Origin of the sequence: Haloarchaeobius litoreus, assembly GCF_024495425.1 — an archaeon.
GTDB lineage: Archaea > Halobacteriota > Halobacteria > Halobacteriales > Natrialbaceae > Haloarchaeobius > Haloarchaeobius litoreus.
On record NZ_JANHJR010000001.1, the window covers coordinates 520018 to 542183 of the forward strand.

23 protein-coding genes are annotated in these 22166 nt (G+C 69.4%); 12 read left to right on the forward strand and 11 right to left on the reverse strand.

Annotation, left to right across the window (positions count from 1 at the left end; all coding sequences use genetic code 11):
• Positions 1 to 15: 15 nt before the first annotated feature.
• The gene (locus NOW55_RS02600) at positions 16 to 435 is read left to right on the forward strand and encodes a DUF5796 family protein (protein WP_256398499.1); all 420 of its coding nucleotides are present in this window, start codon (positions 16 to 18) and stop codon (positions 433 to 435) included.
• Positions 435 to 677: a DUF7508 domain-containing protein gene (locus NOW55_RS02605; protein WP_256398500.1), complete on the forward strand. Its 243-nt coding sequence runs from the start codon at positions 435 to 437 to the stop codon at positions 675 to 677. The genes NOW55_RS02600 and NOW55_RS02605 overlap by 1 nt, the downstream gene beginning before the upstream one ends.
• A 6-nt stretch (positions 678 to 683) precedes the next feature.
• Here the strand turns inward: NOW55_RS02605 and NOW55_RS02610 are convergent, their stop codons facing one another.
• Positions 684 to 818 carry a DUF7128 family protein gene (locus tag NOW55_RS02610; RefSeq protein ID WP_256398501.1) on the reverse strand — a complete coding sequence of 45 codons (135 nt, stop codon included), beginning with the start codon at positions 816 to 818 and terminating at the stop codon, positions 684 to 686.
• Between the two features lie 244 nt (positions 819 to 1062).
• Here NOW55_RS02610 and NOW55_RS02615 point away from each other — a divergent pair, with 244 nt between their 5' ends.
• The gene (locus tag NOW55_RS02615) at positions 1063 to 3249 is read left to right on the forward strand and encodes an AAA family ATPase (RefSeq protein ID WP_256398502.1); all 2187 of its coding nucleotides are present in this window, start codon (positions 1063 to 1065) and stop codon (positions 3247 to 3249) included.
• 22 nt (positions 3250 to 3271) lie between these two features.
• On the opposite strand, the gene NOW55_RS02620 is transcribed toward NOW55_RS02615, so the two are convergent.
• From NOW55_RS02620 to NOW55_RS02645, 6 genes are all read right to left on the reverse strand, one after another.
• Positions 3272 to 3610 carry a lipoyl domain-containing protein gene (locus NOW55_RS02620; RefSeq protein ID WP_256398503.1) on the reverse strand — a complete coding sequence of 113 codons (339 nt, stop codon included), beginning with the start codon at positions 3608 to 3610 and terminating at the stop codon, positions 3272 to 3274.
• On the reverse strand, positions 3607 to 4674 hold the full coding sequence (locus NOW55_RS02625; RefSeq protein ID WP_256398504.1) for an alpha-ketoacid dehydrogenase subunit beta: 1068 nt from the start codon (positions 4672 to 4674) through the stop codon (positions 3607 to 3609). The genes NOW55_RS02620 and NOW55_RS02625 overlap by 4 nt, the downstream gene beginning before the upstream one ends.
• The gene (locus NOW55_RS02630; RefSeq protein WP_368407729.1) at positions 4674 to 5687 is read right to left on the reverse strand and encodes a thiamine pyrophosphate-dependent dehydrogenase E1 component subunit alpha; all 1014 of its coding nucleotides are present in this window, start codon (positions 5685 to 5687) and stop codon (positions 4674 to 4676) included. Before NOW55_RS02630 ends, NOW55_RS02625 begins: the two co-directional genes overlap by 1 nt.
• A gap of 138 nt (positions 5688 to 5825) precedes the next feature.
• The gene (locus NOW55_RS02635; protein ID WP_256398506.1) at positions 5826 to 6959 is read right to left on the reverse strand and encodes a hypothetical protein; all 1134 of its coding nucleotides are present in this window, start codon (positions 6957 to 6959) and stop codon (positions 5826 to 5828) included.
• A 25-nt stretch (positions 6960 to 6984) separates the two neighbouring features.
• The gene (locus NOW55_RS02640) at positions 6985 to 7656 is read right to left on the reverse strand and encodes a protein sorting system archaetidylserine decarboxylase (protein WP_256398507.1); all 672 of its coding nucleotides are present in this window, start codon (positions 7654 to 7656) and stop codon (positions 6985 to 6987) included.
• 330 nt (positions 7657 to 7986) lie between these two features.
• Complete coding sequence (locus NOW55_RS02645; RefSeq protein ID WP_256398508.1) at positions 7987 to 10818, reverse strand: DEAD/DEAH box helicase; 2832 nt, start codon at positions 10816 to 10818, stop codon at positions 7987 to 7989.
• A gap of 160 nt (positions 10819 to 10978) precedes the next feature.
• Between NOW55_RS02645 and NOW55_RS02650 the strand changes: the two genes are divergently transcribed.
• Complete coding sequence (locus NOW55_RS02650; protein WP_256398509.1) at positions 10979 to 12250, forward strand: hypothetical protein; 1272 nt, start codon at positions 10979 to 10981, stop codon at positions 12248 to 12250.
• On the opposite strand, the gene NOW55_RS02655 is transcribed toward NOW55_RS02650, so the two are convergent.
• Genes NOW55_RS02655 through NOW55_RS02665 form a run of 3 tightly spaced genes read right to left on the reverse strand, consistent with a single transcriptional unit; the run spans position 12247 to position 15893 of the window.
• On the reverse strand, positions 12247 to 12984 hold the full coding sequence (locus NOW55_RS02655) for a metallophosphoesterase (RefSeq protein WP_256398510.1): 738 nt from the start codon (positions 12982 to 12984) through the stop codon (positions 12247 to 12249). The two genes, NOW55_RS02650 and NOW55_RS02655, sit on opposite strands and share 4 nt — an antisense overlap.
• A 3-nt stretch (positions 12985 to 12987) precedes the next feature.
• Positions 12988 to 14622, reverse strand: a complete 1635-nt coding sequence (locus NOW55_RS02660) for a hypothetical protein (RefSeq protein WP_256398511.1) — start codon at positions 14620 to 14622, stop codon at positions 12988 to 12990.
• The gene (locus tag NOW55_RS02665) at positions 14619 to 15893 is read right to left on the reverse strand and encodes a Single-stranded DNA binding protein (protein WP_256398512.1); all 1275 of its coding nucleotides are present in this window, start codon (positions 15891 to 15893) and stop codon (positions 14619 to 14621) included. The genes NOW55_RS02660 and NOW55_RS02665 overlap by 4 nt, the downstream gene beginning before the upstream one ends.
• Before the next feature lie 85 nt (positions 15894 to 15978).
• Between NOW55_RS02665 and pyrB the strand changes: the two genes are divergently transcribed.
• The 3 genes from pyrB (at position 15979) to NOW55_RS02680 (ending at position 18484) form a co-directional block, all read left to right on the forward strand.
• Complete coding sequence (gene pyrB, locus NOW55_RS02670; protein WP_256398513.1) at positions 15979 to 16893, forward strand: aspartate carbamoyltransferase; 915 nt, start codon at positions 15979 to 15981, stop codon at positions 16891 to 16893.
• Positions 16890 to 17357: an aspartate carbamoyltransferase regulatory subunit gene (gene pyrI / locus NOW55_RS02675; protein ID WP_256398514.1), complete on the forward strand. Its 468-nt coding sequence runs from the start codon at positions 16890 to 16892 to the stop codon at positions 17355 to 17357. Before pyrB ends, pyrI begins: the two co-directional genes overlap by 4 nt.
• A gap of 245 nt (positions 17358 to 17602) precedes the next feature.
• A complete protein-coding gene (locus NOW55_RS02680; protein WP_256398515.1) occupies positions 17603 to 18484 on the forward strand; it encodes a hypothetical protein in 882 nt (293 codons plus the stop codon).
• Between the two features lie 32 nt (positions 18485 to 18516).
• Here the strand turns inward: NOW55_RS02680 and NOW55_RS02685 are convergent, their stop codons facing one another.
• Positions 18517 to 18981 (reverse strand): GNAT family N-acetyltransferase, encoded by a 465-nt coding sequence (locus NOW55_RS02685; RefSeq protein ID WP_256398516.1) that lies wholly within the window; start codon positions 18979 to 18981, stop codon positions 18517 to 18519.
• A 220-nt stretch (positions 18982 to 19201) separates the two neighbouring features.
• Between NOW55_RS02685 and NOW55_RS02690 the strand changes: the two genes are divergently transcribed.
• The 5 genes from NOW55_RS02690 to NOW55_RS02710 all read left to right on the forward strand — a co-directional run bounded on the left by NOW55_RS02690 (position 19202) and on the right by NOW55_RS02710 (position 22137).
• Positions 19202 to 19894, forward strand: a complete 693-nt coding sequence (locus NOW55_RS02690; RefSeq protein WP_256398517.1) for a type 1 glutamine amidotransferase domain-containing protein — start codon at positions 19202 to 19204, stop codon at positions 19892 to 19894.
• A gap of 72 nt (positions 19895 to 19966) precedes the next feature.
• Positions 19967 to 20173: a DUF1918 domain-containing protein gene (locus tag NOW55_RS02695; protein WP_256301201.1), complete on the forward strand. Its 207-nt coding sequence runs from the start codon at positions 19967 to 19969 to the stop codon at positions 20171 to 20173.
• A 24-nt stretch (positions 20174 to 20197) separates the two neighbouring features.
• On the forward strand, positions 20198 to 20641 hold the full coding sequence (locus NOW55_RS02700) for an RNA-binding protein (RefSeq protein ID WP_256398518.1): 444 nt from the start codon (positions 20198 to 20200) through the stop codon (positions 20639 to 20641).
• Between the two features lie 193 nt (positions 20642 to 20834).
• Entirely contained in the window at positions 20835 to 21542 is a 708-nt protein-coding gene (locus NOW55_RS02705; RefSeq protein WP_256398519.1) for an RNase P subunit p30 family protein, read from the forward strand.
• Positions 21523 to 22137 (forward strand): class I SAM-dependent methyltransferase, encoded by a 615-nt coding sequence (locus NOW55_RS02710; protein WP_256398520.1) that lies wholly within the window; start codon positions 21523 to 21525, stop codon positions 22135 to 22137. The genes NOW55_RS02705 and NOW55_RS02710 overlap by 20 nt, the downstream gene beginning before the upstream one ends.
• Positions 22138 to 22166: the final 29 nt, after the last annotated feature.

A 22166-nucleotide genomic window follows, 5' to 3' on the forward strand; every position in this document is an offset into this window, starting at 1 on the left:
GAACAAGCAACGGCCATGAGCAACCGGAGCGACATCGCGCCGAGCACGCTCGGCGTCGAACTGCAGGAGGTCGGCGTCGTCGTCGAGTACACCGACGGCCGGGAGACGTTCTACAACGGCGTCCCACAGAAGAAAGAGGAGTCGGTGCGCTGCCCGCCGGGCAAGCACGTCCAGATCCTCGTCACCGACCCCACGGAGACGGAGGGCGTCATGCTGTACGTCAACGACCGCAACACCCACGACGACATCCTCGAATCCACCGGCGTCGGCCGTGTCATCCTCGACCCCGGCGAGGCGGAGGAGGTGTTCCCGGGCGTCACCGCCCGCGCCGACGGCTACGCGGTCGTCGTCGAGGCCGATCCCGAGCAGGCTCGCGGCCGCGTCTTCGTCTTCGCCGAGGACGAGATGAGCGAGCACTCCTACGAGGTCGTCTGATGCCGCTGCAGCGTCGCTGGGAGCCGTTCGAGCGCCGGACCGTCGGCTCCGCCCCGGACCGCCTCGGCGTGTACGAACTCGGCGATTCCGAGGGGACCGTCGTCGAGGTCGGTCACGGTGTGCTCCGCGACGAACTCAAGGACGCGCTGGCGTACCGCGACGCCGCGAAGGTGCGCTGGACCACGGTCCAGACGCGTGAGCAGGCCACGGCACTCGCGGCCGAGCACGAATCGAAGCTCTGAGCCGGGCTACTGGATGTACGACGGGTCCTCCCCGTCACAGTCCGTCTCGTGCATTCGTGCATCGTCCCGGTCGTCGAACAACAGCCCGCAGTCCTCGCACTCGTACCAGGTCTCGCCATCTCGGTGTGTCGTGGCGACCATGGTCGACATAACGACGGCGAGGACCATCGGTGTTTTCCCGTGTGTCGGTTCGTGGGTCCGGCGGGTCCCGACCGGACCCCGACGTGCGCGAGAGGACGAGCAATGTAGGACGAGAGGGCGGGGCGCTCTCGTCGTCACTGGTTCCAGTGCTCGTCCCGTCGGCTGCAGCTTCACAACGCGGTCCCGGAATCCAACACACGCGGGAGGGACAATTCTCAAGAGCGTCCGACCAAAAGGAATCGACATGAGTCCCGAGGGAGGGAAGGAGGTGCTGTTGACGGTCCGAGCCGCCGAGAAGCGCGACGCGGGCCGCGGGGTCGCCCGGGTCCCCGAGTCGGCGCGGCGCGCGCTGGGGGTGCTGAGCGGCGACACGGTCCTGGTGGAGGGAGCGCGCCGCACGGTCCTGAAGGTGTGGCCGGCCGACGGTGAGGTACCCGATGGGGTCATCCAGATCGACGCCGACGCGCGGGCGAACGCCGGCGCGAACGTCGGCGACCAGGTCCGTGTCTACGCCGAGGATGTGGAGGACGCGACCACCATCAGGCTCTCGCCGCCGCAGTCGCTTCGTGACGTGCCCGACGGAATCGTCGAGCGGGCCATCACCCGGGACCTGGAGGGGCATCCGGTGAGCGTCGGCGAGCGCATCAGGCTGGAGCGCATCGCGGCGGAGCCGTTTCGCATCGCGGAGACGACGCCCGAGTCGCCCGTTCGTATCACCTCGGGGACGCGGATCGTGGTCGACGCTGCGGAGCAGCCGGCGACGTCGAGTACCGGCAGCGCCGGTGGCCGGCCGCCCGGGACCGACGGCGAACCGAAGTCCGGGTCGTCGCCATCGAAACCGCCGTCCGGGGTCACCTACGAGGACATCGGCGGGCTGGACGACGAGCTGGAACTCGTCCGGGAGATGGTCGAACTGCCGCTCTCCGAGCCGGACCTGTTCCGGAAGCTGGGCATCGACCCGCCGCGCGGCGTGCTCCTGTACGGGCCGCCGGGCACGGGGAAGACGCTCATCGCGAAGGCCGTCGCCAACGAGGTGAACGCCTCGTTCCACCACGTCTCCGGCCCGGAGGTCATGTCGAAGTACAAGGGCGACTCGGAGAAGAAGATCCGCGAGACGTTCCAGTCCGCACGCGAGGAGTCGCCGTCCATCGTCTTCTTCGACGAGATCGACTCCATCGCGGGCAAGCGCGACGACGAGAGCGACGTGGAGAACCGCGTCGTCGCCCAGCTGCTCTCGTTGATGGACGGCCTCGAATCGCGTGGCGACGTGGTCGTCATCGGCGCGACGAACCGCGTGGACAGCATCGACCCCGCGCTGCGCCGCGGCGGCCGGTTCGACCGGGAGATAGAGATCGGCGTGCCCGACGAGAACGGCCGTCGGGAGATCCTCGACGTGCACACCCGCGGGATGCCCCTTTCCGACGACGTCGACCTCGACCGCATCGCGCGCCGCACCCACGGCTTCGTCGGGGCGGACCTCGACAGCGTCGCCAGCGAGGCGGCGATGATCGCCATCCGGAACCGCCCCACCGAGGAGGCGGCCCGCAGCGAGTGGAACCAGAACCCGACGGTGGGCCGGTCGGATTTCGAGTCCGCACTCGCCTCCGTCGAACCGTCCGCGATGCGGGAGTACATCGCAGAGAAGCCCAACGTCGACTTCTCCGACGTTGGCGGGCTGGACGACGCCAAGGAGACCCTGCGCGAGGCCGTGGAGTGGCCGCTGGCGTACGGCCCGCTGTTCGAGGCGGCGAACACGACGCCGCCCTCCGGGGTCCTCCTGCACGGCCCGCCGGGAACCGGAAAGACGCTGCTCGCCCGGGCGCTGGCCGGTGAATCGGGAGTCAACTTCATCCGGGTGAACGGTCCCGAACTGCTGGACCGCTACGTCGGCGAGTCCGAGAAGGCGGTGCGGAAGGTGTTCGAGCGCGCCCGCCAGTCCGCACCGAGCATCGTCTTCCTAGACGAGGTGGACGCCGTGGCGGGCCAGCGCGGGGGCGACACCAACGAGGTGACCGAGCGCGTCGTCTCCCAGCTGTTGACCGAGCTCGATGGGCTCGCCGAGAACCCGAACCTCGTCGTGATCGCGGCGACGAACCGCAAGCACCACGTCGACGACGCGCTCCTGCGGCCGGGCAGACTCGACACGCACATCCTCGTCCCCGAACCCGACGAGGCGGCCCGCCGGAAGATATTCGAGGTCACCGTCGCGGGCCGGCCGCTCGGCGACGACGTGGACCTCGACGACCTCGCCGCCCGAACGGAGGGGATGACCGGGGCGGACATCGACGGGCTGGTGCGGAACGCCTCGATGCGCGCGATCCGGGAGCTGGCCGAGGGTGTTCCGCCGGAGGAGGCCAACGAGCGCACGGCCGACCTGCTCATCGAGATGGCCGACTTCGAGACGGCGCTGGAGCGGCTCAAAGAGCAGTAGCGCGGTAGCGGTGGGTGGGCGGCTACGTGGGCCGTATCCACGCCACCGTGTCGCTTCGCGTGATTGTGTCGTCCTCCCGTTTGACGATCTCATCGAGCTCGCCAGCGACCGGCGCGGGCACGTCGAAGCTCACCTTCTCGATCTGGCACTCGCAGAGGCTCTCGCCCGCCGAGACGCTCGCGCCCTCCCGGGCGAACCAGTTGACGACGACGCCCTCGTCGTCCGGCTCGGCGTCCTCCGGCCAGACGGACTCGGGCGTGACGGCGACGCGGTCGCCGCCGTCGCATCGCAGCGGTGCTGCCGGCGTCGGACCACCGCACGGGGTCACGGCGCGGCCGGGATCCGAACCGCGCCGGGTCATCGCTCTGCCACGTCTCGCACGGCGGCCTCGATGTCGGCCGTGCCGGGCAGGACCTCGTTCTCCAGCGGCCGGGCGTACGGGATGGGCACGTCCGCGGTCGCGACGCGCTCGACGGCCTCCAGGTCGTCCAGCGCCTCGTCGGCGACGCGGGCGACGACCTCGCCGGTGACACCGAACGAGCGGTAGTCCTCGTCGACGACGACGAGCCGGCCGGTCTTTCTCACCGATTCGACGACGGTCTCGGTGTCGAGCGGGACGAGCGTTCGCAGGTCGACGACCTCGGCGTCGACGCCGTCGTCGGCGAGCGACTCGGCCGCCTCCAGCGCGCGGTGGACGTGCAGGCCGAGCGTGACGACGGTCACGTCGCTCCCCTCCCGTTTCACGTCTGCCTTCCCGAACGGGATGGTGTAGTCCTCCTCGGGGACGGGCGTCTTCGGTCCCTCCGGCGCGGGCATCCAGCCGATGCCCATCAGGCGCTTGTGGAACATGTAGACGACCGGGTCGTCGTCGCGGATGGCGTTGTGCATCAGCCCCTTCGCGTCGTACGCGGTGGAGGGCACGACCACCTTCATCCCGGGGAGGTGGGCGAAGGTGCCGTACAGCGTCTGGGAGTGCTGGGCGGCGTCGTTGTAGGTGCCGCCGACGGCGGTCGTCAGCACCATCGGGACCGAGAAGTTGCCGCCGCTCATGTACGTGTTCTTCGCCATCTGGTTGTACATCTGGTCCATCGCGACGCCGAAGAAGTCGACGAACATCAGCTCCGCGATGGGACGCATCCCCGCCTGTGCCGCGCCGACCGCGGCACCCAGGTACGCCGTCTCGCTGATGGGCACGTCCATGATGCGGTCGTGGCCGAACTCGTCGAGGAGGCCCTGCGTGCTGTCGAAGATTCCCCCGTAGTCGGCGACGTCCTCGCCCATGTAGAACACCTCGTCGTCCTCGCGCATCTCGTGGGCGATGGCCTCGACCATGGCCCGGCTCATCGTCAGGTCCCGCGTGACGGTGCGGGACTCGGCTTCGGCCTGCTCCCCGTCCTCGGTCTGCTCCTCGCCTTCGGTGGCCATCAGTCGTCACCTCCTGCGAGGTCGTACGCAGGTTCCTCGTCCGTCACGCCCGACGGCGGGTTCACCCACACGTCCTCGTGGGCGGCCGACGGGTCCGGCTCGGGCTGCTCCTTCGCCCACGCGATGGCCTCGTCGACGCGCTCGTGGGCTGCCTCGCGGCTCTCCTCGAGTTCCTCCTCCTCGATGCCGTAGGCGCGCAGCGTCTCGGCGAGGCGCTCGATGGAGTCGCGCGCGGACGCAGCTTCCTGGTCGGTCTCCGACCGATAGGTCTGCGGGTCGCCCATGAAGTGGCCCATCCGTCGGTGGACCTGCACCTCCAGCAGCGTCGGGCCGTTCCCGTCCCGCGCCCGGCCGATGGCCCGCCGGGCGGCCTCGTGGACGGCCTCGACGTCGTCGTGGTCGACGCGTTCGCCGTGAATCGCGAAGCCGTCGGCCCGCTTCGAGCCGTCCTCCACGTCGGTGATCCGCTCCTTCGGCATGCTGATGGCCCAGTCGTTGTCCTCGATCACGAAGACGACCGGGAGGTCCTGGACGCCCGCGAAGTTGAGCGATTCGAGGAAGCCCCCCTGGTCGATTGCGCCCTCGCCGAGGAACGCGACGGCGACCGCGTCCGTGTTGCGCTTCTTCGCCGCGAGTGCTGCCCCCGCTGCCGGCGGGCAGCCCTGCGCGATGATGCCGCTACACGCGAAGTTCACGTCCGGGTCGAACAGGTGCATGTGACCTCCTTTCCCCTTCCCGAGCCCCGTCTCGCGCCCGAATATCTCCGCGGTCATCCGCTTCAGGTCGACCCCCTTCGCGATGGCGATGTGATGCGGTCGGTGCGGTGCAGTCACCGTGTCGTCGTCGCGCAGGTGATGGCAGACGCCGATGCCCGCCGCCTCGTGGCCGGCCGCGAGGTGCAGCTCCCCCGGAATCGGGCCGGCGGAGATGTCGAACGCCGGCTGTTTGCCCTCCAGGTACTCCTCCTGTAACCGCTCCTCGTAGTACCTGGCGGTCACCATGTCCTCGTACATCGCGTGTAGCTCTGTGACAGAACTCATTCCCCTCTAGGCTGTCCGGGCATCGGCGAAAGTTATGAACGAGCTACCCCTGGCGAACGTCGCACTACCAGTGGACGGGACCGTGGCGACAGCTCGCTGCCCGGTGCCGAATCAGTTGTTCCAGAAGATGTCCGTCGCGCGGTGGCGGTCGTTGTACGCCTCCAGCCCGCGACCCATCACGCCGCGGAGCATGAGGTCGTCGTACAGCGTCGAGTGCGTGTAGTCCACGAACGTCATCGGGATCACGAGTTCGTCGCTCTCGCGGAGTACGCTCCCGATGGCGGTGAACTCGTGCTTGTGACGCTCGTCGTAGACACGCCCGCCGAAGACTGGCGTCGTCTGGTCGTACGCCGACACCGAGTGCAGCGCCTCCACGGAGCGGTAGACGAACTCGTAGCAGAACATGCCGCTGTTGCGGCCGTCCTCGAGCGCCGCGAAGTCCGTGGGCGACTCGAAGTGCTGGCGCAGGTCCACGCTGCCAAGCAGCACGTTGTCCTCGACCGAGCCGGCGGCGTACCGCGGGATGTCGTAGCTCGTGTGCCCGCGGAACGCGGGGACGAGCCCGTCGACGACGGCCTTCGGGTCGCGTGGGTCCGCCTCGGCGAACGCCTCGACGGTCGCCGGGTCGACGTCGGTGTAGCGGTTCTCGCGGAGGCGGGCGACCGAGCCGGGGCGGGCGTTCCCCTCCCGGACGCGCTCGAAGAACGGCTCGTACGTCGAGAACTCGAAGCGCACGCCGTCGACCTCGGCGGCGTTCGTGTCGCGCATCCGGGCGAGCGTCTCGTGGTCGGCGACCAGCGGCTCGAACAGTTCGACGCCGAGCTCGTCGTCGATCTCACGGGCGTCGGCTCGCGTCGCCGTCGCGAGGTCGAGCGACTCGTCGACGCCGTCGCCCTCGAGGAAGGCGACGCCGTCGTGGACCACGAGGTCGTTGTCGCGGACCCTCGTCCACGTGTTGCGCGGCTGGAGCCGCTGGCCGACGACCGTCGCGAGGTCCTGGTCGACGAGGTTCGTCCCCTCGACGATGCCGTAGCCGACGAACACGTTGTCGATGGCCTTGGCGGAGCCGGCGAAACCGACCGTGGTACCGAGCGCGGTGAGCGCGCGACGGCGCGTGACGCGCGTCCCGCCGCGGCCGTTGCCGCCGTTGCCCGCGTTGCCGCCATCGTCAGCGGCCTCGCTCGCTCCGTCGCTCCCATCGTCGTCGGGCAGCGGGAGTCGCTCGCGGACGGCGTTCCAGTTCACGGACGAACGGACGGGAGGGGTCGGCCTAAAAGTTCCGTCCCCGGCCGTCCTCGTCGGTCGGCACGTCGGCCAGCACCGACTCGCCGGCGCGCACGGTGTCGCCCGTCTCGACGCGCAGGTGGGGCCGGTCGACCGCGGGCGGGAACAGCACGTCGGCGCGGCTCCCGAACGCGATGTGGCCGACGCGGTCGCCCCGTTCGACCTCGGCTCCGGGTTCGACCCACGGGTGGATGCGCCGGGCGAACGCGCCGGCAATCTGCGTCAACTCGACCTCGGTGCCGTCGAGCGGTCCCGGCTCGCCCGCTGCTGCCGTCTCGGCCGCGTCGATGCGGACGTGGACGCGCTCGTTCTTATCCGAGTCCTTCGAGAACGCGGGGCGGTGCGCGCCGGGGACGTGCTCGACCTCGCGGACACTCCCCGACACCGGTGCGCGGTTGACGTGGACGTCGGTGACGTTCATGAACACGCCGACCCGAAGCTGGTCGCCCTCCTCGCGGACGACCGAGACGCGGCCGTCGGCGGGCGAGACGACGCCCGACGGGGGTGGTGACCGGGGCGGGTCGCGGAAGAAGTGCAGCGTCGCCGCGCCCGCGACGACGAAGGCGAGGCCAGCGATGGGCGTCGCGAGCACCGTCGCGATGGGGGCGGCGGCCAGCAGGAGGCCGGCGTATCGACGGCCGTCGGGCACGAATCGCATGCTTCGACCACCGTGGGCGACGGCTTTGTGCGTTTCGGGACCGGGCGAGTCAGTATCAGGATACTAATTGGTAAGAGTGACTCCGCCTGTCACTGCTTACTGATTAGCGCATGGGGCTATCTCCTCGCCCGACGACAGGATGGTATGGACTACTCCCCCAACTGTCCTGTCTGCGGCGGTGCAAACACGATGTCGACCCCCCTCGCGGGGCCCACGACGGACTTCTACTGTCCGTCCTGCGACTACGCGTTCTGACCGACCCGCGGACGACCCCGCCCACCACTCCCCCCTTCCGGGCGCGGTCACTCATCATGCTTTTCGTGACGACTGCTACCAGAAGCTCTGCGTCCGGGCGTACTCGCGCTCCTGTGCGAGCAGGTCCCGGTAGAACGCCTGCTCGTCCTCGCGCAGTTTGTTGATGACCCGGGCCGCGTTCGTCGGGCCGACGCCCCGGGCCGCGAGTGCGATGACTGCCTGCTTGCCGTGGCTCTGGACGAGGCTCGCGGCCTTGTACGCACGCTCCGTCCTGTACTCCTGCTCGTCGTCCTTCTCACCCGCGCGTACCGCTGTCACACTCTCCTCGTCCCACGGGTTGAGCGCGGCGACCATCGTCGACCCGCACTCGGGGCACTCCGGCTGGTCGCGGACCCGCCGGACCTTCGTCTTCTGCTTCCAGTCCGTGCAATGCACGCAGAACTGGATGACCCGGTCGTTCCGGATGCGCTCCTTGACGGTCTCGATGACGCTCGCGTCGGCGTTCTCCGGCGAGAGCAGCTCCTTGCCCGCGGAGCGACCGTCGGCCCCGATGGGCGTCCGGTCGCCGTGGACGAGCACCTCGCAGTCGCCGTCCCGGATCGCACTCAGCACGTCGGCGGCGGCCTCGACCGCGAGGTCCTCGTGGAACACCTCGCGGACCGCCTCGTCGTAGATCGGGGTGTCGGAGAGCGCGGCGAGCAGTCGGTCCCCGGAGACGCCGCTGCCCTCCCAGCGCTTGAGCGCCCCGAACTTCGCGGCGACCTGCGAGAGCCGGAACTTGAGGGCATCGGACCGCTTCAGCGAGAGTTCGACGATTGCCTCGACGTGGTCCGGGTCGGTCGTCTCCAGCAGCTCGCGCACCTCGCCGAGCGAGACGCCGGAGGGCACCTCCAGCTCGATGCGGTACGGGTCGGTGTCGAGGCCGACCGTCGAGCCCGCGCGCTGGCCGAGCAGCGAGGAGAGCACCCGCCCGAGCGTCGCGTTCGTCTTGTGGCCAAAGGGCGCGTTCACGACGAACGTGTTCCCGCGCCCCTCGACGACGATTCGTTCGCCGGTCGGCGTCGGCGCGCCCGCCTCGACGTGGTTCTCGACCTGCTCCAGCGCGCTGGCGAGCGTCGTCTCGTCGGCCGGGTAGCGGTTGGCGAACTCCCGTGCCACGCTGGTCCGGGGCGCGCCGCGGTCGAACTGCGGCGTCGCCACGTCGCGCATCGCACCGACCTCGCGTGCGACCGCCTCCGGGACCGGGATCTCCTGGCCCACCCACGACGGGACCTCGCCGGCCGGGTCCGAGACGGGCGACACCTTCACCGTGGACTCCTCGTCGTCGACGTTGACGATCCGCCACATCTCGCCGCGCTGGACGAACACCTCGCCCGCGGTGGCGAAGTTGACGACGAAGCGCTCGTCGAGCGTGCCGACCTGCTGGCCGCTGGCGACGTCCTCGACGTCGTACGTCTCCTCGTCGGGTATCATCGAGAGGTTCGCGTAGACGTACTGCCAGGTGCCGCCGGTGGTCTCGACGGTGTCCGCGGCTTCGTCGAACCAGACCACGCGGTTGCCCTTCAGCTCGGAGACCACCGCCCGGAGGTCGGCCTCTGCGAGGTCGCGGAACGGGTACGCCCGGGTGAACAGTTCGTGGAGGGCAGGGACGGAGATCTCGTCGACGTCCATCGCGATGCCCGGTATCTGGTTCGCCACCACGTCGAGGCTCCCCTCGTGGATGTTCGCCCGCTCGACCTCGCCGTCGCGGGCCCGGCGCGCGATGGCCAGCGCCTCGAACGTGTCGTCGGCGCGCGTCGTCACGACGGTCCCCGAGGATATCGCGTCGCGGCGATGGCCCGCACGGCCGACGCGCTGGAGGAGCCGGGCGACCTCGCGCGGACTCTGGTACTGGACGACGTGGTCGATGCGCCCCACGTCGATGCCGAGCTCCATCGAGGAGGTACAGAGCAGCCCGTCGAGCTCGCCGGCCTTGAACGCGTCCTCGACCTCGATGCGGGCCTCCTTCGAGAGCGAGCCGTGGTGGACGCCGACCCCCGCGTCCAGCTCCTTGAACCGCGAACCCAGCGCCTCCGCCGTCTGTCTGGTGTTGACGAATATCAGGGTCGACTCGTGCGTTTCGACGAGGTCGAGGATGGTCCGGACGTGACTGGCGACCGTGGCGTCGGTCACGAGTTCGCTCGCGAGACGCTCGTCGCCGTCCTCGACGGCGGGCTCGACCACGGACACGTCGAGGTCGCTCCCCACGTCGACCTGACGTATCTCGCAGCCCCTGCCGCCGGTGAGGAACGCGCCGACCTCCTCGGGGTCGCCGACCGTCGCGGAGAGCCCGATGCGCTGGAACGGCCCCGCCAGTTCCCGAAGGCGCTCCAGCGCCACCGTCAACTGCGCGCCGCGCTTCGAAGCGGCGAGTTCGTGGACCTCGTCGACGACGACGTGTTCGAGCGACTCCAGCCCGGTCCGGAGCTTCGACCCGGTGAGCATCGCCTGTACCGTCTCCGGCGTCGTCACGAGCACGTCCGGCGGGTCGTTCGCCTGCTTCGAGCGCTGGTAGTCCGTCGTGTCGCCGTGGCGCACGTCCACGTCGAGGCCAAGCTGCTCGCCCCACCAGTCCAGCCGCTCGCGCATGTCGCGGTTCAGCGCCCGCAGCGGCGTGATGTAGAGCGCCCGGAAGCCGTACGTGCCACGCTCCTCGTCCTCGTGGCGGACCAGCGCGTCGAACACCGGCAGCATCGCCGTCTCGGTCTTCCCGGTCCCCGTCGGCGCGACGACGAGCGTGTGCTCGCCCGCCGCGATCGGCGGGAGTGCCGTCCGCTGTGTACGGGTCGGCGTCTGGAATCCCCTGTCGGACAGCGCGGACCGGAGCTCGTCGCCGAGCACGGTGAACGCGGCCACTCCCTCCATCATCGCCCGTCCTAGCGGGGCGAGCGGAATAAGTCGCTCGACGGTTCGTTTCGCCGCCCAAAATCAGGATTTTTGACAAAGCGACTATCTCCCTCTGCGACGGTGATATATCCGGATGCGTGTACCCAACAGGTGGTATGGGGGGTACACAGTCGACGTCGAAGTGGACGACGTCGTCGTGAGGAAGGGCCTGGACCTGGAAACCCTCCCGTTACCGGCGGTGAAATTCGCGTTCGAGTCTACCCGGGATGCCCCGGTCGGCGTCCGCCTCACGGAGCGACTGCCCGAGCCAGTCCAGCAGGAACACGTCGCGGTCCACGCAGACTACGGCGGACAGGGCTGGACCGCCTTCGAGGACGGCCGACTCGTCTACACCGGCTCGGTCCCGCCGGGCGATACGGTCGTCACCCTGCTGATGGTCTGGCTCTCGGAACCCGACCACATCTACGGCTTCCTCGGACAGCCCCACCTCCGGGTCACGTCGAACCCGAACGCGCCGTCGCTCCGGCCCGTGGGCGTCGAGACCGACCTGCTCCGTGTCGACGGCCGCTTCGCCTCGGACGAACCGTTCGAACGGATCCGGGCCGCGGTCGAACGCGCGCTCACGTCGCCGGCAGACGCCGGTGTGGCCGGTCCAGCAGGGGACTCACAGCCGGTCGCCGCCCCACCACCGGGCGGCACCTGGGACGACGCCGATAGTTCGCCCACAGGCACCGGACCGACACCGGGCTCGGCCGTCACCGAACCGAGACGCGAGGCGCTCCCCGAACCCGACAACGACTGGCCCCATCCGGTCGTCCGCGGCGGCGCGGCCGAACTCGACCCGCCGGACGAGGAGACGGTCGACGAACTGGTCGACCAGCCCGTCACGCCGGGCAGCCACTTCGTCCGCGTCGAGACGCGCGACACCTACCACGGCGGGGGTGCGGTCGTCGTCGCCCAGGAGCTCGCCAACGCCTTCGAGATCGACGGCCGGCAGGTCTCCGGCGACGGCCGCCGGGACATCGTGGACGTGGTGGTCGTCACCGACCAGTCCCCGGGCCGCATCGTCGAGGCGCTCGTCGACCGGCCGCAGGTCGTCGACGTGTTCGTCTCTCCCATCACGGCCGAGGACGAGGGGCCCGAGCCGGTCATCGACGACGTCGTCGAGACGTTCGAGGAGCTCGCCGCCGAGTTCGACCCCGTCGACGCCGCCGAGTTGGAGGCCGAGCTCGACGAGACTGAGTTCCCGGGCCCCGACGGCGACGAGTTCACCATCGCCGAACTCGTCGGGGGCGAGGTCGACCCCGCCGACGTGGCGGGCGACGCGGACGACGACGAGCTCCACACGCTACAGGAGGAGATCAGCCGGCTCGCGGACCACGTCGCCGAGCTGGAGGCCGAACTCGACGAGCTCGACGGTGAGCCGGCCGTGGAACCGGACGCCGACGACTAGACGCTGCCGTACTCACCGAGGCGTGTCCCGTCGAGCAGGTACGCCTGCCCGTTCGGGAGGCCGTCGGGGAGGAACGGCGCGAGGAACTTCTCGTTCACGTTGACCCACGTCCCACCGCAGAGGTCGTTGAACGCCGGGAACACGACCAGCTCGGGGTCGTTCCACACCAGATCCAGATCCCGGTCGGCGAACGGCCCGCTCGCGAGCGGGCCACGGAGCCAGACGCGTTCGATGCGGCTCCCACCGACCTCGTCGGTGAGCCGCACGCAGGGGTGCTCGTGGCCGATGCAGACGATGTCGGCGGCGAGCACCTCCGCGTCGGGCCAGGTGTGGCCGTGGGTGAAGCCCACGTCGCCGAGCCTGATGCCGGTCCCACCGGTGACGGTCGCGTCGACCCACGACTCGATGTCGCCGTCGTGGTTGCCCTTGACGACGGTCGTCGGCACGTCGACGGATTCGAGCAGGACCTCTATCTCGCCCCGCTCCGCGCCACCGGGCCCGCCGATGGAGTGCATGAAGTCGCCGAGGACGACGAATCGGTCGGGATCGGTCGAATCGAGCATCGTGAGGACCGACTCGCGGCGCTCCTCGGCGCGGCTGTCGACGTGGACTCCGCTCTCGACCCTGAGTCCGGCCTCGATTCCGGCGTGGAAATCGGCGACGACGAGCGCGCGCTCGTCCCCGGTGTCGACGACGGCGGCCGGTCGCTCGGGCACCGGCTCTACGGTCGCCATCGCTCAGATCGCCTTCAACCGGTCGTCGCCCGGCTCGTAGCACTGCCCGCCGATGAGTGCGTCCTGAATCGCGTCCTCGACCGCCTCCTCGGACGCCCCCGTCTCGCTGGCGACGCGGTCGACCAGCTCGGCACGGTCCGCACCGTCGCCGTCGTCGAGTTCCGCCATGACGTCGAGCAGGTGGGATTCGAGGTCGACGTCATCGGCGGGTTCGTCGTCGGTGTCCGCCTCCGCTTCGTCCACCTCCGCTTCGTCAGCCTCGGCGGTCGCGTCCACCGCGTCCGCTTCGGCGGTCTCGACCTCCCCATCGGCGTCTTCCGCGTCGGACTCGGTCGCCTCGTCCGGCTCGGGCGTCTCGATGTCGGCCTCGCCGGGGTCGGCGACGTCGTTCCCACTGGAGAACTCGGTGCCGTACTCGTCCTCGATCTCCTCTCGTTCCGCCTCGTCCATCTCGTACATCCCGGCGTCCTCGGATGCGGCGGACGAGTCCGCGCTCGCGGGTTCGGCTTCGGGCTCGGTGTCGCCCTCGTCGCCGCCGAGGTCCCCCGGCTCGAAGTCGCCGATACCGTCGGAGCCGTCGTCGTCGGATTCGCTCTCGGCGGCGGCCGGCTCGGTCTCTGCGTCGGCCGTCTCGGCTTCGGCGTCTGCCGGCTCGGCCTCTGCGTCGCCCGGCTCGGCGGCTTCGTCCGTCGTTTCTGGCTCCTCGCTCTCGTCGGGTTCGGGCTCGGGTTCGCTCTCCGCCGACTCGCTCTCGTCCGGTTCGGCGGTGGACCCGCTCTCGACGGCTGCGGAGTCGGACGCACTCGCCGTCTCGGTATCGGCCGCGACCGGCTCCTCGCCGGCCGTCGAGTCGTCGTCCCCGCTCGCGGGTGCGACGGGTTCGGCCTCGCCCAGTGGCGAACCGAACGCGGCGCGGTCCTCGTCGAGCAGGTCCGCCCACGTCACGGTGCCGTCGCCCTCGTCGTCGGGGTCGATGGAGACGGTGTCGGTCTCGTCACGGTCGCCGGTGACGACTCGAACCGCGTCGAGTGCGGTTTCGCGGAGCCGCGAGAGGTAGGTGGCGGTCGTGCCGTAGTGGTCCATCGCGCGCGGGATGCCGTCGGCGAGTCCCGGCGGGACACCGCGGGACTGGAGTGCGACACGGAGGGCGTCGCCACGCTCGTCGAGGCCGGCCGCTGCGGCGTAGGTCGCGACGCGTTCGAGCGTCTGCTCGGCCGTGTCGACCACCCAGCGGTCCCGGGTCGCGGCGTCGACCTCGGTGATGCTCTCCGGACGCACCGAGGTGTAGACGCGGTCGGAGTCGTCCGGCGAGAAGGTGCGAGCCTTGCCCGTCACCGCGACGAAGGCGGGCGTGTCGAGGCGTTCGAGCGCGGCCATCTCGTCGGGCTGGTACTGCCCGGCGTAGACGACGAACGCGCCGGTCGGGTCGACGATGCGCCCGCGGAGCACGTCCTCGTTGACGGATTCGATCTCGGTGAGCACGCCGACCGCGAAGAGGCGGTTCACGCGTGCGCCTGTCGGCGTGATGACGTAGTTCGGCGCGCGCTCCTCGTCGGCCTCCTGGTGCGAGAGCGTCGCGTCGTCGAACTCGGCGGCGAACAGTCGGTATGCCGTCTCGCGGCGCTGGATGTCGCTCATGCGTCCACCTCGCTCAGCAGGGCCTTCGCACGGTCAGCCGGGTCGTCGTCGGTGCGGTCGAAGCTCGTCGCGTCGCAGTTCGCGCCGTAGTCATCGACCGAGAAGTGGCCGCGGACGCGGTACTCGAAGCCGACGATGTTCTCGCGGATGTCCTCGGACACGACCTCCTTGTCCATCGCGTCGCGGGCCTGCTCCTTGGCGTCGTCGAGCGTCCCGTCGTACACCTGTTCGGTGAGCTCGCGGCCGAGGACCACGGTGACGGTGGCGGTACCGTCGTCGAGGATGGCCTTCACGCGCAGGTCGTCCTCGCCCTCGACGTCGCCATGGCTGCGGCACTGGCCGTTCTGGACGATGCGGTTGCACTCGGGACAGCGCTCGATGAGCCCGGAGCCGTCCCGGACTGCGAGCACGTCACCGACGAGCTCCACGTCGTACATCCCGCCGGCAGCGATGGCCTCCGCGATGGAGACCTGCGTGGCCTCCTCGCCCACCGAGATCTCGCGGTCGAGCGGCGTGACGGTGGAGTACTCGGAGACGTTCACCTCGGGGACGCCGCGGTACTCCCGGACGTAGGCGTTCTCGATGCGGACGGGGTCGCCGTTCTCGATTGTCTCGTGGACCTCCCACGCGGTGAAGGGCAGGCGGCCGGACTCGTCGCCGAGGACGCCGCTGAGGATGTCCGTCTCGCCGTCGCGGCCGTCGATTGTCCGGCGTTCGACCTCCTCGACCGCGACCTCGACGGTGACGCCGCGGTCGCCGGACTGGAGCTCGTGCAGGGTCGCCTCCCCGCCGACCTCGTAGGGCACGTCGAGCTCCTCGTCGAGGAACGACAGCGAGGTGCTCTCGCCGAGATTGAGCTCGGGTTCACCGTCCCACTCGCGGACGCCCGCGTTGCCGACCTGGACGGTGTCGCCCGCGCTCAGGCCGAAGTCGGTCCACGCGGTGTAGGATATCTTCCCGGTCTCGTCGGCGAGTTCGCCCTCGAAGATGTCCTGCTGTTCGCCCTGCGTCTGGATGGAGCGTTTGCCCACCGTGAGCACGCGGGCGGTCAGGCTGACGCTGCTGTCGTCGGTCGTCACGTCGCCGATCTCCTTCTCCGATGGGGCCGAGCCGCCACCGCTGCTGCCGTCGCCGTACTTCCGGCGGAGGCTCTGGACGGCTTCGTCCATCGGCACGCTGTACGACACCAGATTCTCGAGGTCCGATTTGACCTCCTCTTTGTCGACACCGAGGTCGGAGGCGAGCTCCTCGGCGCGGTCGTCGAGACTCATGCCCGCGGATTGGTCGCGTTCGCATAAAAGGATTCGTGGCGCGAGATGGTTGGATTCAAGTCCGCCGCCGGAGCCTGTTCACTCGATGCGTCACGACCACCTGTTGACGGCGAACCAACTCACGCGGGAGGACATCGAGCTCGTCCTCGACCGCGCGGCCGAGGTGGACGCGAACCCGGCGGCGTTCGGGAAGCGCCACGCCGGGACGCTCCTCGGGCTCTGCTTCTTCGAGCCGAGCACGCGCACGAAGATGAGCTTCGAGGCGGCGATGAAGCGTCTGGGCGGCGACGTGGTCGACATGGGCTCCGTCGACTCGTCGTCCGTGAAGAAGGGGGAGTCGCTCGCGGACACCGTCCGCGTCGTCGAGGGCTACGCCGACGCGCTCGTCCTGCGCCACCCGCTGATGGGGGCGGCGAAGATGGCCAGCGAGTTCGTCGACGTCCCCCTCGTGAACGCGGGCGACGGCGCGGGCCACCACCCGACACAGACCCTCCTCGACCTGTACACCATCCGCGAGAACGCCGGGTTGGACGACCTCACAATCGGCATCATGGGCGACCTGAAGTACGGCCGCACCGTCCACTCGCTCGCGACGGCGCTGACGAACTTCGGCGCGAGCCAGCACTTCGTCTCGCCCGAGTCCCTCAAACTGCCCCGTTCGGTCCGCTACGACCTGCACGAGGCGGGCGCGACGGTGCGCGAGCACACCGACCTGGAGGCGGTGCTGCCCCAGCTCGACGTGCTGTACGTCACGCGCATCCAGCGCGAGCGCTTCCCCGACGAGAACGAGTACCACCGAATCGCCGGCGAGTACCAGATCGACGCCGAGACGCTCGACGCCGCGAAGGACGACCTCACCGTGATGCACCCGCTCCCGCGCGTCGACGAGATCGCCCCGGAGATAGACGACACCGACCACGCGCGGTACTTCGAGCAGGCGCACAACGGCGTCCCGGTCAGGATGGCGCTGCTCGACATGCTGCTGGAGGGAGACTCATGAGCGACACCGACAAACAGCTTCGCGTCTCGAAGATCGAGAACGGCACCGTCATCGACCACGTCCACGGCGGCCAGGCACTGAACGTCCTCGCCATCCTCGGCATCGACGGCAGCGGCGGCGAGCAGGTCGCCATCGGCATGAACGTCCCCTCGGATACGCTCGCGACGAAGGACATCGTGAAGGTCGAGGGTCGCGAGCTGAGCCAGGACGAGGTGGACGTGCTCTCGCTCATCGCGCCCGACGCGACCATCAACATCGTCCGCGACTACGAGGTCGTCGAGAAGCACCGTGTCGACCGCCCCGGGACGGTCACCGGCGTCCTTTCGTGCCCGAACCGCAACTGCATCACCAACGCGGACGAGCCGGTGGAGACGCGCTTCGACGTGCTACGCGACGGCGTGCGCTGTGAGTTCTGCGGCCAGATCATCCGCGAGGACATCGCCAGCCACATCGACGACGACTAGCTAATTCACGGCGCTGCGGCTCGGAAAGGAAATCGGTTCGGAAAGGACTAAATAGTCACCGGACGAACGTATTCTCATGTCGAAGAAGGTCAAACTACTGCTCGCCCTGCTAGTCGCAGTGCTCGTGTACAAGATGGTCACCAGCGGCGGTTCCACGGTCGAAGTCGACTACGACCTCGACGAGGAATAAGCCCTCGCGCCCTCTTTCGAACCACTTACCCCGCCAGCACACCGTAGCGACGGGTATGTACGGCGTCGTCACGCGCAACGAGGAGGAGCTCGACTGGGCGGAGTTCGAGCGGGGGTTCTACGAGGTCAAGGACGTGACCGGCCGGGCCGTCGAGCCGGTCGACTCGGCGGTGAACATGGTCTCCTGCTTCGGCGACACGGCCGCGGGCGAGGCGAAGCCGGATCTCGTCCCGGTGAGCGACGTGGGTGCGCCCGCGACCCGGGAGCGACCCTACTTCGACTGGGGCTACATCTGCCCGACCAGGGAACGCTACCGGGCCGGCCTGCTGGAGACCATCGCCGACTGCGCCGCCGCCAACGAGGCCGTCCGGCTCGACGACGTGGGGTTCCCGCGCGAGGAGTACTGCTACTGCGAGCACTGCCAGGACGCCTACGCCGAGTGGCGGGCCGACCGCGACGGCGGCGAGCCAGCCGACTACGACCTGTACGAGGCCAGCGACGACGACCGGTTCGACTGGCGCGCCGAGGTCATCACGGGGTTCGTCGCGGAGGCCGCCGAGCGCATCCCCGGGAAGACGTACTTCACGCTCTATCCAGACCCGTACCCGGGGCATCTGTACCGGCGTGCAGGGCTGGACCTGGACGCCATCGCCGAGCACGTCGACGAGTTCGTCGTCCCGCTGTACGACATGGCGTACGCGACGACGTACTGGCTGGAGGTCATCGCGAGCGGGTTCGTCGACGCGCTCTCGAAGCCGTTCTCCATCGAGCTCTACGCGGTCGACGTCGACATCGATAGCCTCGCGCACGCGACGGAGGTGGCAGACGAGTACGCCGCGGACGTCTACTTCGGCTACGACGCGAGCCAGGCGCGGGCGACCATCCGCCGGATGAAGGCCGATTCACAGGAGGGACAGACGTTCGGGGACGTGGAGTGAGTCGGGACGTGGATTGAGAGAGGAGCGTTGTCTCAGAGCTTCTTTCGGGGGCTCACGAACTTCGGCTGGAAGCCGAGCGAGTCGTAGAACGCCCGTGCGGGCTCGTTGTCGACGTGGACGGCGACGCCGAGGTGGTCGCAGTCCATCTCGCGGCCCCACTCCTCGAATCGCTCGAACAGTGCGGTAGCGATGCCTTCGCGCCGGGCGGAATCGCGGACGTAGAGCCCGTCGCAGTACGCGGTCGGGCCACGGGCGTAGAGCGGGCCGGACGCCGAGAGGAACCCCGAGACGTAGCCGCACAGCTCGTCGTCACGGACTGCAACGAAGATGACGGTGTCGTCACCATCGGTCCAGTTCGTCGGATCGGCGGCCTCCTCGTAGGCGTCGTCGGCGAGCTCGTTGAACGGGTCGTCCTCACCCGCGTCCTCGTAGGACGGCCAGAGCAGTTCGTCGGTGATGCGGTCGTGTTCGTCGGGTCGTGGTTGGCGTATCTCCATGGGTGGCTGTCGCTTCGCGGTCGGGAACGATGCGGCGTCGTGAACGGGCGCGCCGTGGTCCCGGGCCACCCGTCCCGGCTCAGTCGCGGGTCACGGCTGGCAGTGCAGCGCCCTGCCACTTCGTCGTTTCGCCGCCCCGGGAACGTGTCGCACAGACTGGTTTCGGCATGGTACGCCGCTTCCTCGCCCCTGAAACGTGTCCGGGGCCTAAATGCGGTGCATGAGTTCTGCACTGTTCGTCGTCAGTCAGGAGGGCTACTGGGCCGAGGAGTGTATCGAGCCGCTGACCACGCTGACCGACGCGGGCGTCGACGTGACGGTCGCGACACCGACGGGCGACCCGCCGGTCGTCGACGAGCGCTCGCTGGACCCCGACGAGGTCGGCGAGGAGTACGCCGAGGAGGCGAGGGAGATCCACGAGACGGACGAGCGACTCAACGACCCGGAGCTGCTCGCGTCGGTCGACGCCGACGACTACGACGCGGTCGTGTTCCCCGGCGGCCACGGAACCGTCTGGGACATCAACCAGGACCGGCACGCACGCGGGCTCCTGCGCGACGCCGTCGCCGGCGAGGAGGGGACGGCCCTCGTCGTCTGCCACGCCGTCGGCATCCTCGCGTTCACCCGCACCGACGAGGGTGGGTTCCTCGTCGACGGCCGCAGCGTCACCGGCTTCCCCAACGCCTGGGAGGCGGACATCGTCGACGACAACGACATCATGCCCGACGGTCGGAAGCTCCCGTACTGGGTCGAAGACGAGGTCGTCGCCGCCGGGGCGGACTGGGACGCCGAGCTCGACTCGGACACCTCGGTCACGGTCGACGGCGACCTCATCACCGGGCGTGGCCCGCCATCGTCGTCGGCCGCCGCCGCGACGCTGCTGTCCGAACTCGGTATCGAGACGCCGGTCTGAGCCGGCGCGGGACGTGTCGCCGGCCCACCGCGAATCAGTCCCTTTTTATCGCCGCCACGGATATCTCGGGGCATGAGCTTCGAGGAAGACGACACCGTCGTCCTGCACGACAAGCACAGCGAGTTCGACGGCGAGACCGGTACCATCACGCAGGTCATGGACACGATGTTCGGCGACGCCACCTACACCGTCTCCTTCGAGGACGGGCAGGAGCAGGGCATCCCCGAGGACCAGCTCGAGGCCGCCGAGGCCGACGACGACGAAGACGACGAGGAGTAACGCGGCCCACCACACGTTCCCACTATGGCTTCGGTCCCGTTCCACTACGTCGATCTCCGGGCGTTCTGCTACGCGACGGAGGACGAGAAACGCGTCGAGGACGCCCTCCGTCACTACCTCCCCGAGGAGTTCGAGCTGGAGCGGGCCGAGAGCAAGGGGCACCACGGCGACCGTATCGTCGTGCTGTCCGCCCGCGTCGAGAACGCCGACGACGTGCGCCACGTCCTCTCGAGACTGGCCGAAGCACCCGAGGTCGACCGGCTCGTCGACGAGCTCGACGACCGCGTCACGGAGAACTGCGAGTTCTTCGTCCACCTCGACAAGCAGGCCGCGTTCACGGGCGAGACCGCACTCGGTGACGGCATCACGTTCCGCGCGAAGGTCGAGGCGTACCCGGCGAAGCGCGAGAAGGCCGTCGTCAACGCCGAGGAGACGCTGGCGCTGCTGGCAGACGACGACGAGGAGTAGCACTGCGTTCGCTGGCGCTTGGCGTTGGTGGTCGCGGCTCGTTCTGGCCGTCCCAGCTCGACCAGCCGTGTGCAACTCGATTGGCCGCGGGTCGACGTGGCCACACGGAACGAAGTTTACAGTAGTCGTGAACTTCCGGTGTGCTCGACGCGGAACCGGAACCCTAAGGGAATCCGCCGAGAGACGACGAGCCATGTACGAGGCCGTCCACACACGCCCGGACGGCGACGCGACCGTCGCCCGCTACGCCCACACGGCCGCGAGCTACGGCTACGACGGGGTCGTGGTGCGGAACCACGGCGACGCCCGCGCGGAGTACGACGCCGAACGCGTCCGCGAGGAGACCGGCGTCGACGTGGTGCGGGGGATGGAGATCCGTGCGGACGACCCCTCGCAGGCGAGCGGCTACGTCGGCAACTACCGGGGTGACCACACCCTGCTCATGGTCCACGGTGGGACGAACGCGATGAACCGGTTCGCGGTCGAGCAGGACCGGGTCGACGTGCTCGCGCACCCGATGCGCGACGGCGGCGACGTGAACCACGTGCTGGCGAAAGCCGCCGTCGAGAACGGGGTGCGTCTGGAGTTCGACCTGAGCCGTGTCTCTCGGCTCTCCGGCGGGGGGCGGGTGCAGGCGCTCCGGGGGCTACGGAAACTCGCCGAGCTGGTGGACCAGTTCGACGTGCCGTACGTCGTCAGCGTCGACCCGACGAGCCACCTGCACCTGCGAGCACCACGCGAGCTGGCTGCCCTCGGTGAGGTCGTCGGCCTCGGCGAGGAGCGAATCCGCGAGGGGCTGGCGGAGTGGGGCCGGCTCGCGGCACGCAACCGGGAGCGACAGTCCGAGTCCTTCATTGAGCCCGGCGTGCGTAGAGGGCGGTATGAAGAAGTCGATCGATGAACACGCCGCCCGGTTCGACGACGTCGCCGCGGAGTACGACGACGAGCACAACCAGACCGACGAGTACCGCGCCTGCGTCTCGCTGGTGCTGGACCACGCCCGGGATGCGCTCTCCGGGACCGAGACGGTCCTCGACGTGGGCTGTGGTACCGGGGCCATCGGGCTCTCGCTCGCCGAGGACGCCGGGAGGGTTGTCTTCCGCGACATCAGCGAGGGGATGCTCGACGAGGCGCGCCGGAAGGCCGAGGAGGCGGGACTGACGAACGTCGAGTTCGGCGAGGGGACGTTCCGCGAGCCGAACTACGACGGCGACGTCGACATCGTGGTCTCGAACTTCGCGATGCACCACCTCTCCGACGAGGAGAAGCGGGAGGCAATCGACGTGCTCGGCGCGCTCGGCCCGGACCGCATCGTCCTCGGCGACGTGATGTTCTTCGGCGAGCCCGACCCCGACGAGCCGTTCTACTCGCCCGAGGTCGACGACCCCTCCACCGTCGGGCACCTCGCGGACTGCTTCACCGACGCGGGCTACGCGCTCATCGCGGTCGAGCCGGTCCACGACCAGGTCGGCGTGCTCGTCGGCGAGCGGGTCTGACCCGACCGCCGACTTCGAGAGGTTGAAAC

Coding starts and splice junctions, on each gene's coding strand:
- NOW55_RS02600 (WP_256398499.1), top strand. CDS start 16: ATGAGCAACCGGAGCGACATCGCGCCGAGCACGCTCGGCGTCGAACTG.
- NOW55_RS02605 (WP_256398500.1), top strand. CDS start 435: ATGCCGCTGCAGCGTCGCTGGGAGCCGTTCGAGCGCCGGACCGTCGGC.
- NOW55_RS02610 (WP_256398501.1), bottom strand. CDS start 818: ATGGTCGCCACGACACACCGAGATGGCGAGACCTGGTACGAGTGCGAG.
- NOW55_RS02615 (WP_256398502.1), top strand. CDS start 1,063: ATGAGTCCCGAGGGAGGGAAGGAGGTGCTGTTGACGGTCCGAGCCGCC.
- NOW55_RS02620 (WP_256398503.1), bottom strand. CDS start 3,610: ATGACCCGGCGCGGTTCGGATCCCGGCCGCGCCGTGACCCCGTGCGGT.
- NOW55_RS02625 (WP_256398504.1), bottom strand. CDS start 4,674: ATGGCCACCGAAGGCGAGGAGCAGACCGAGGACGGGGAGCAGGCCGAA.
- NOW55_RS02630 (WP_368407729.1), bottom strand. CDS start 5,687: ATGTACGAGGACATGGTGACCGCCAGGTACTACGAGGAGCGGTTACAG.
- NOW55_RS02640 (WP_256398507.1), bottom strand. CDS start 7,656: ATGCGATTCGTGCCCGACGGCCGTCGATACGCCGGCCTCCTGCTGGCC.
- NOW55_RS02645 (WP_256398508.1), bottom strand. CDS start 10,818: ATGATGGAGGGAGTGGCCGCGTTCACCGTGCTCGGCGACGAGCTCCGG.
- NOW55_RS02655 (WP_256398510.1), bottom strand. CDS start 12,984: ATGGCGACCGTAGAGCCGGTGCCCGAGCGACCGGCCGCCGTCGTCGAC.
- NOW55_RS02660 (WP_256398511.1), bottom strand. CDS start 14,622: ATGAGCGACATCCAGCGCCGCGAGACGGCATACCGACTGTTCGCCGCC.
- NOW55_RS02665 (WP_256398512.1), bottom strand. CDS start 15,893: ATGAGTCTCGACGACCGCGCCGAGGAGCTCGCCTCCGACCTCGGTGTC.
- pyrB (WP_256398513.1), top strand. CDS start 15,979: ATGCGTCACGACCACCTGTTGACGGCGAACCAACTCACGCGGGAGGAC.
- pyrI (WP_256398514.1), top strand. CDS start 16,890: ATGAGCGACACCGACAAACAGCTTCGCGTCTCGAAGATCGAGAACGGC.
- NOW55_RS02680 (WP_256398515.1), top strand. CDS start 17,603: ATGTACGGCGTCGTCACGCGCAACGAGGAGGAGCTCGACTGGGCGGAG.
- NOW55_RS02685 (WP_256398516.1), bottom strand. CDS start 18,981: ATGGAGATACGCCAACCACGACCCGACGAACACGACCGCATCACCGAC.
- NOW55_RS02690 (WP_256398517.1), top strand. CDS start 19,202: ATGAGTTCTGCACTGTTCGTCGTCAGTCAGGAGGGCTACTGGGCCGAG.
- NOW55_RS02695 (WP_256301201.1), top strand. CDS start 19,967: ATGAGCTTCGAGGAAGACGACACCGTCGTCCTGCACGACAAGCACAGC.
- NOW55_RS02700 (WP_256398518.1), top strand. CDS start 20,198: ATGGCTTCGGTCCCGTTCCACTACGTCGATCTCCGGGCGTTCTGCTAC.
- NOW55_RS02705 (WP_256398519.1), top strand. CDS start 20,835: ATGTACGAGGCCGTCCACACACGCCCGGACGGCGACGCGACCGTCGCC.
- NOW55_RS02710 (WP_256398520.1), top strand. CDS start 21,523: ATGAAGAAGTCGATCGATGAACACGCCGCCCGGTTCGACGACGTCGCC.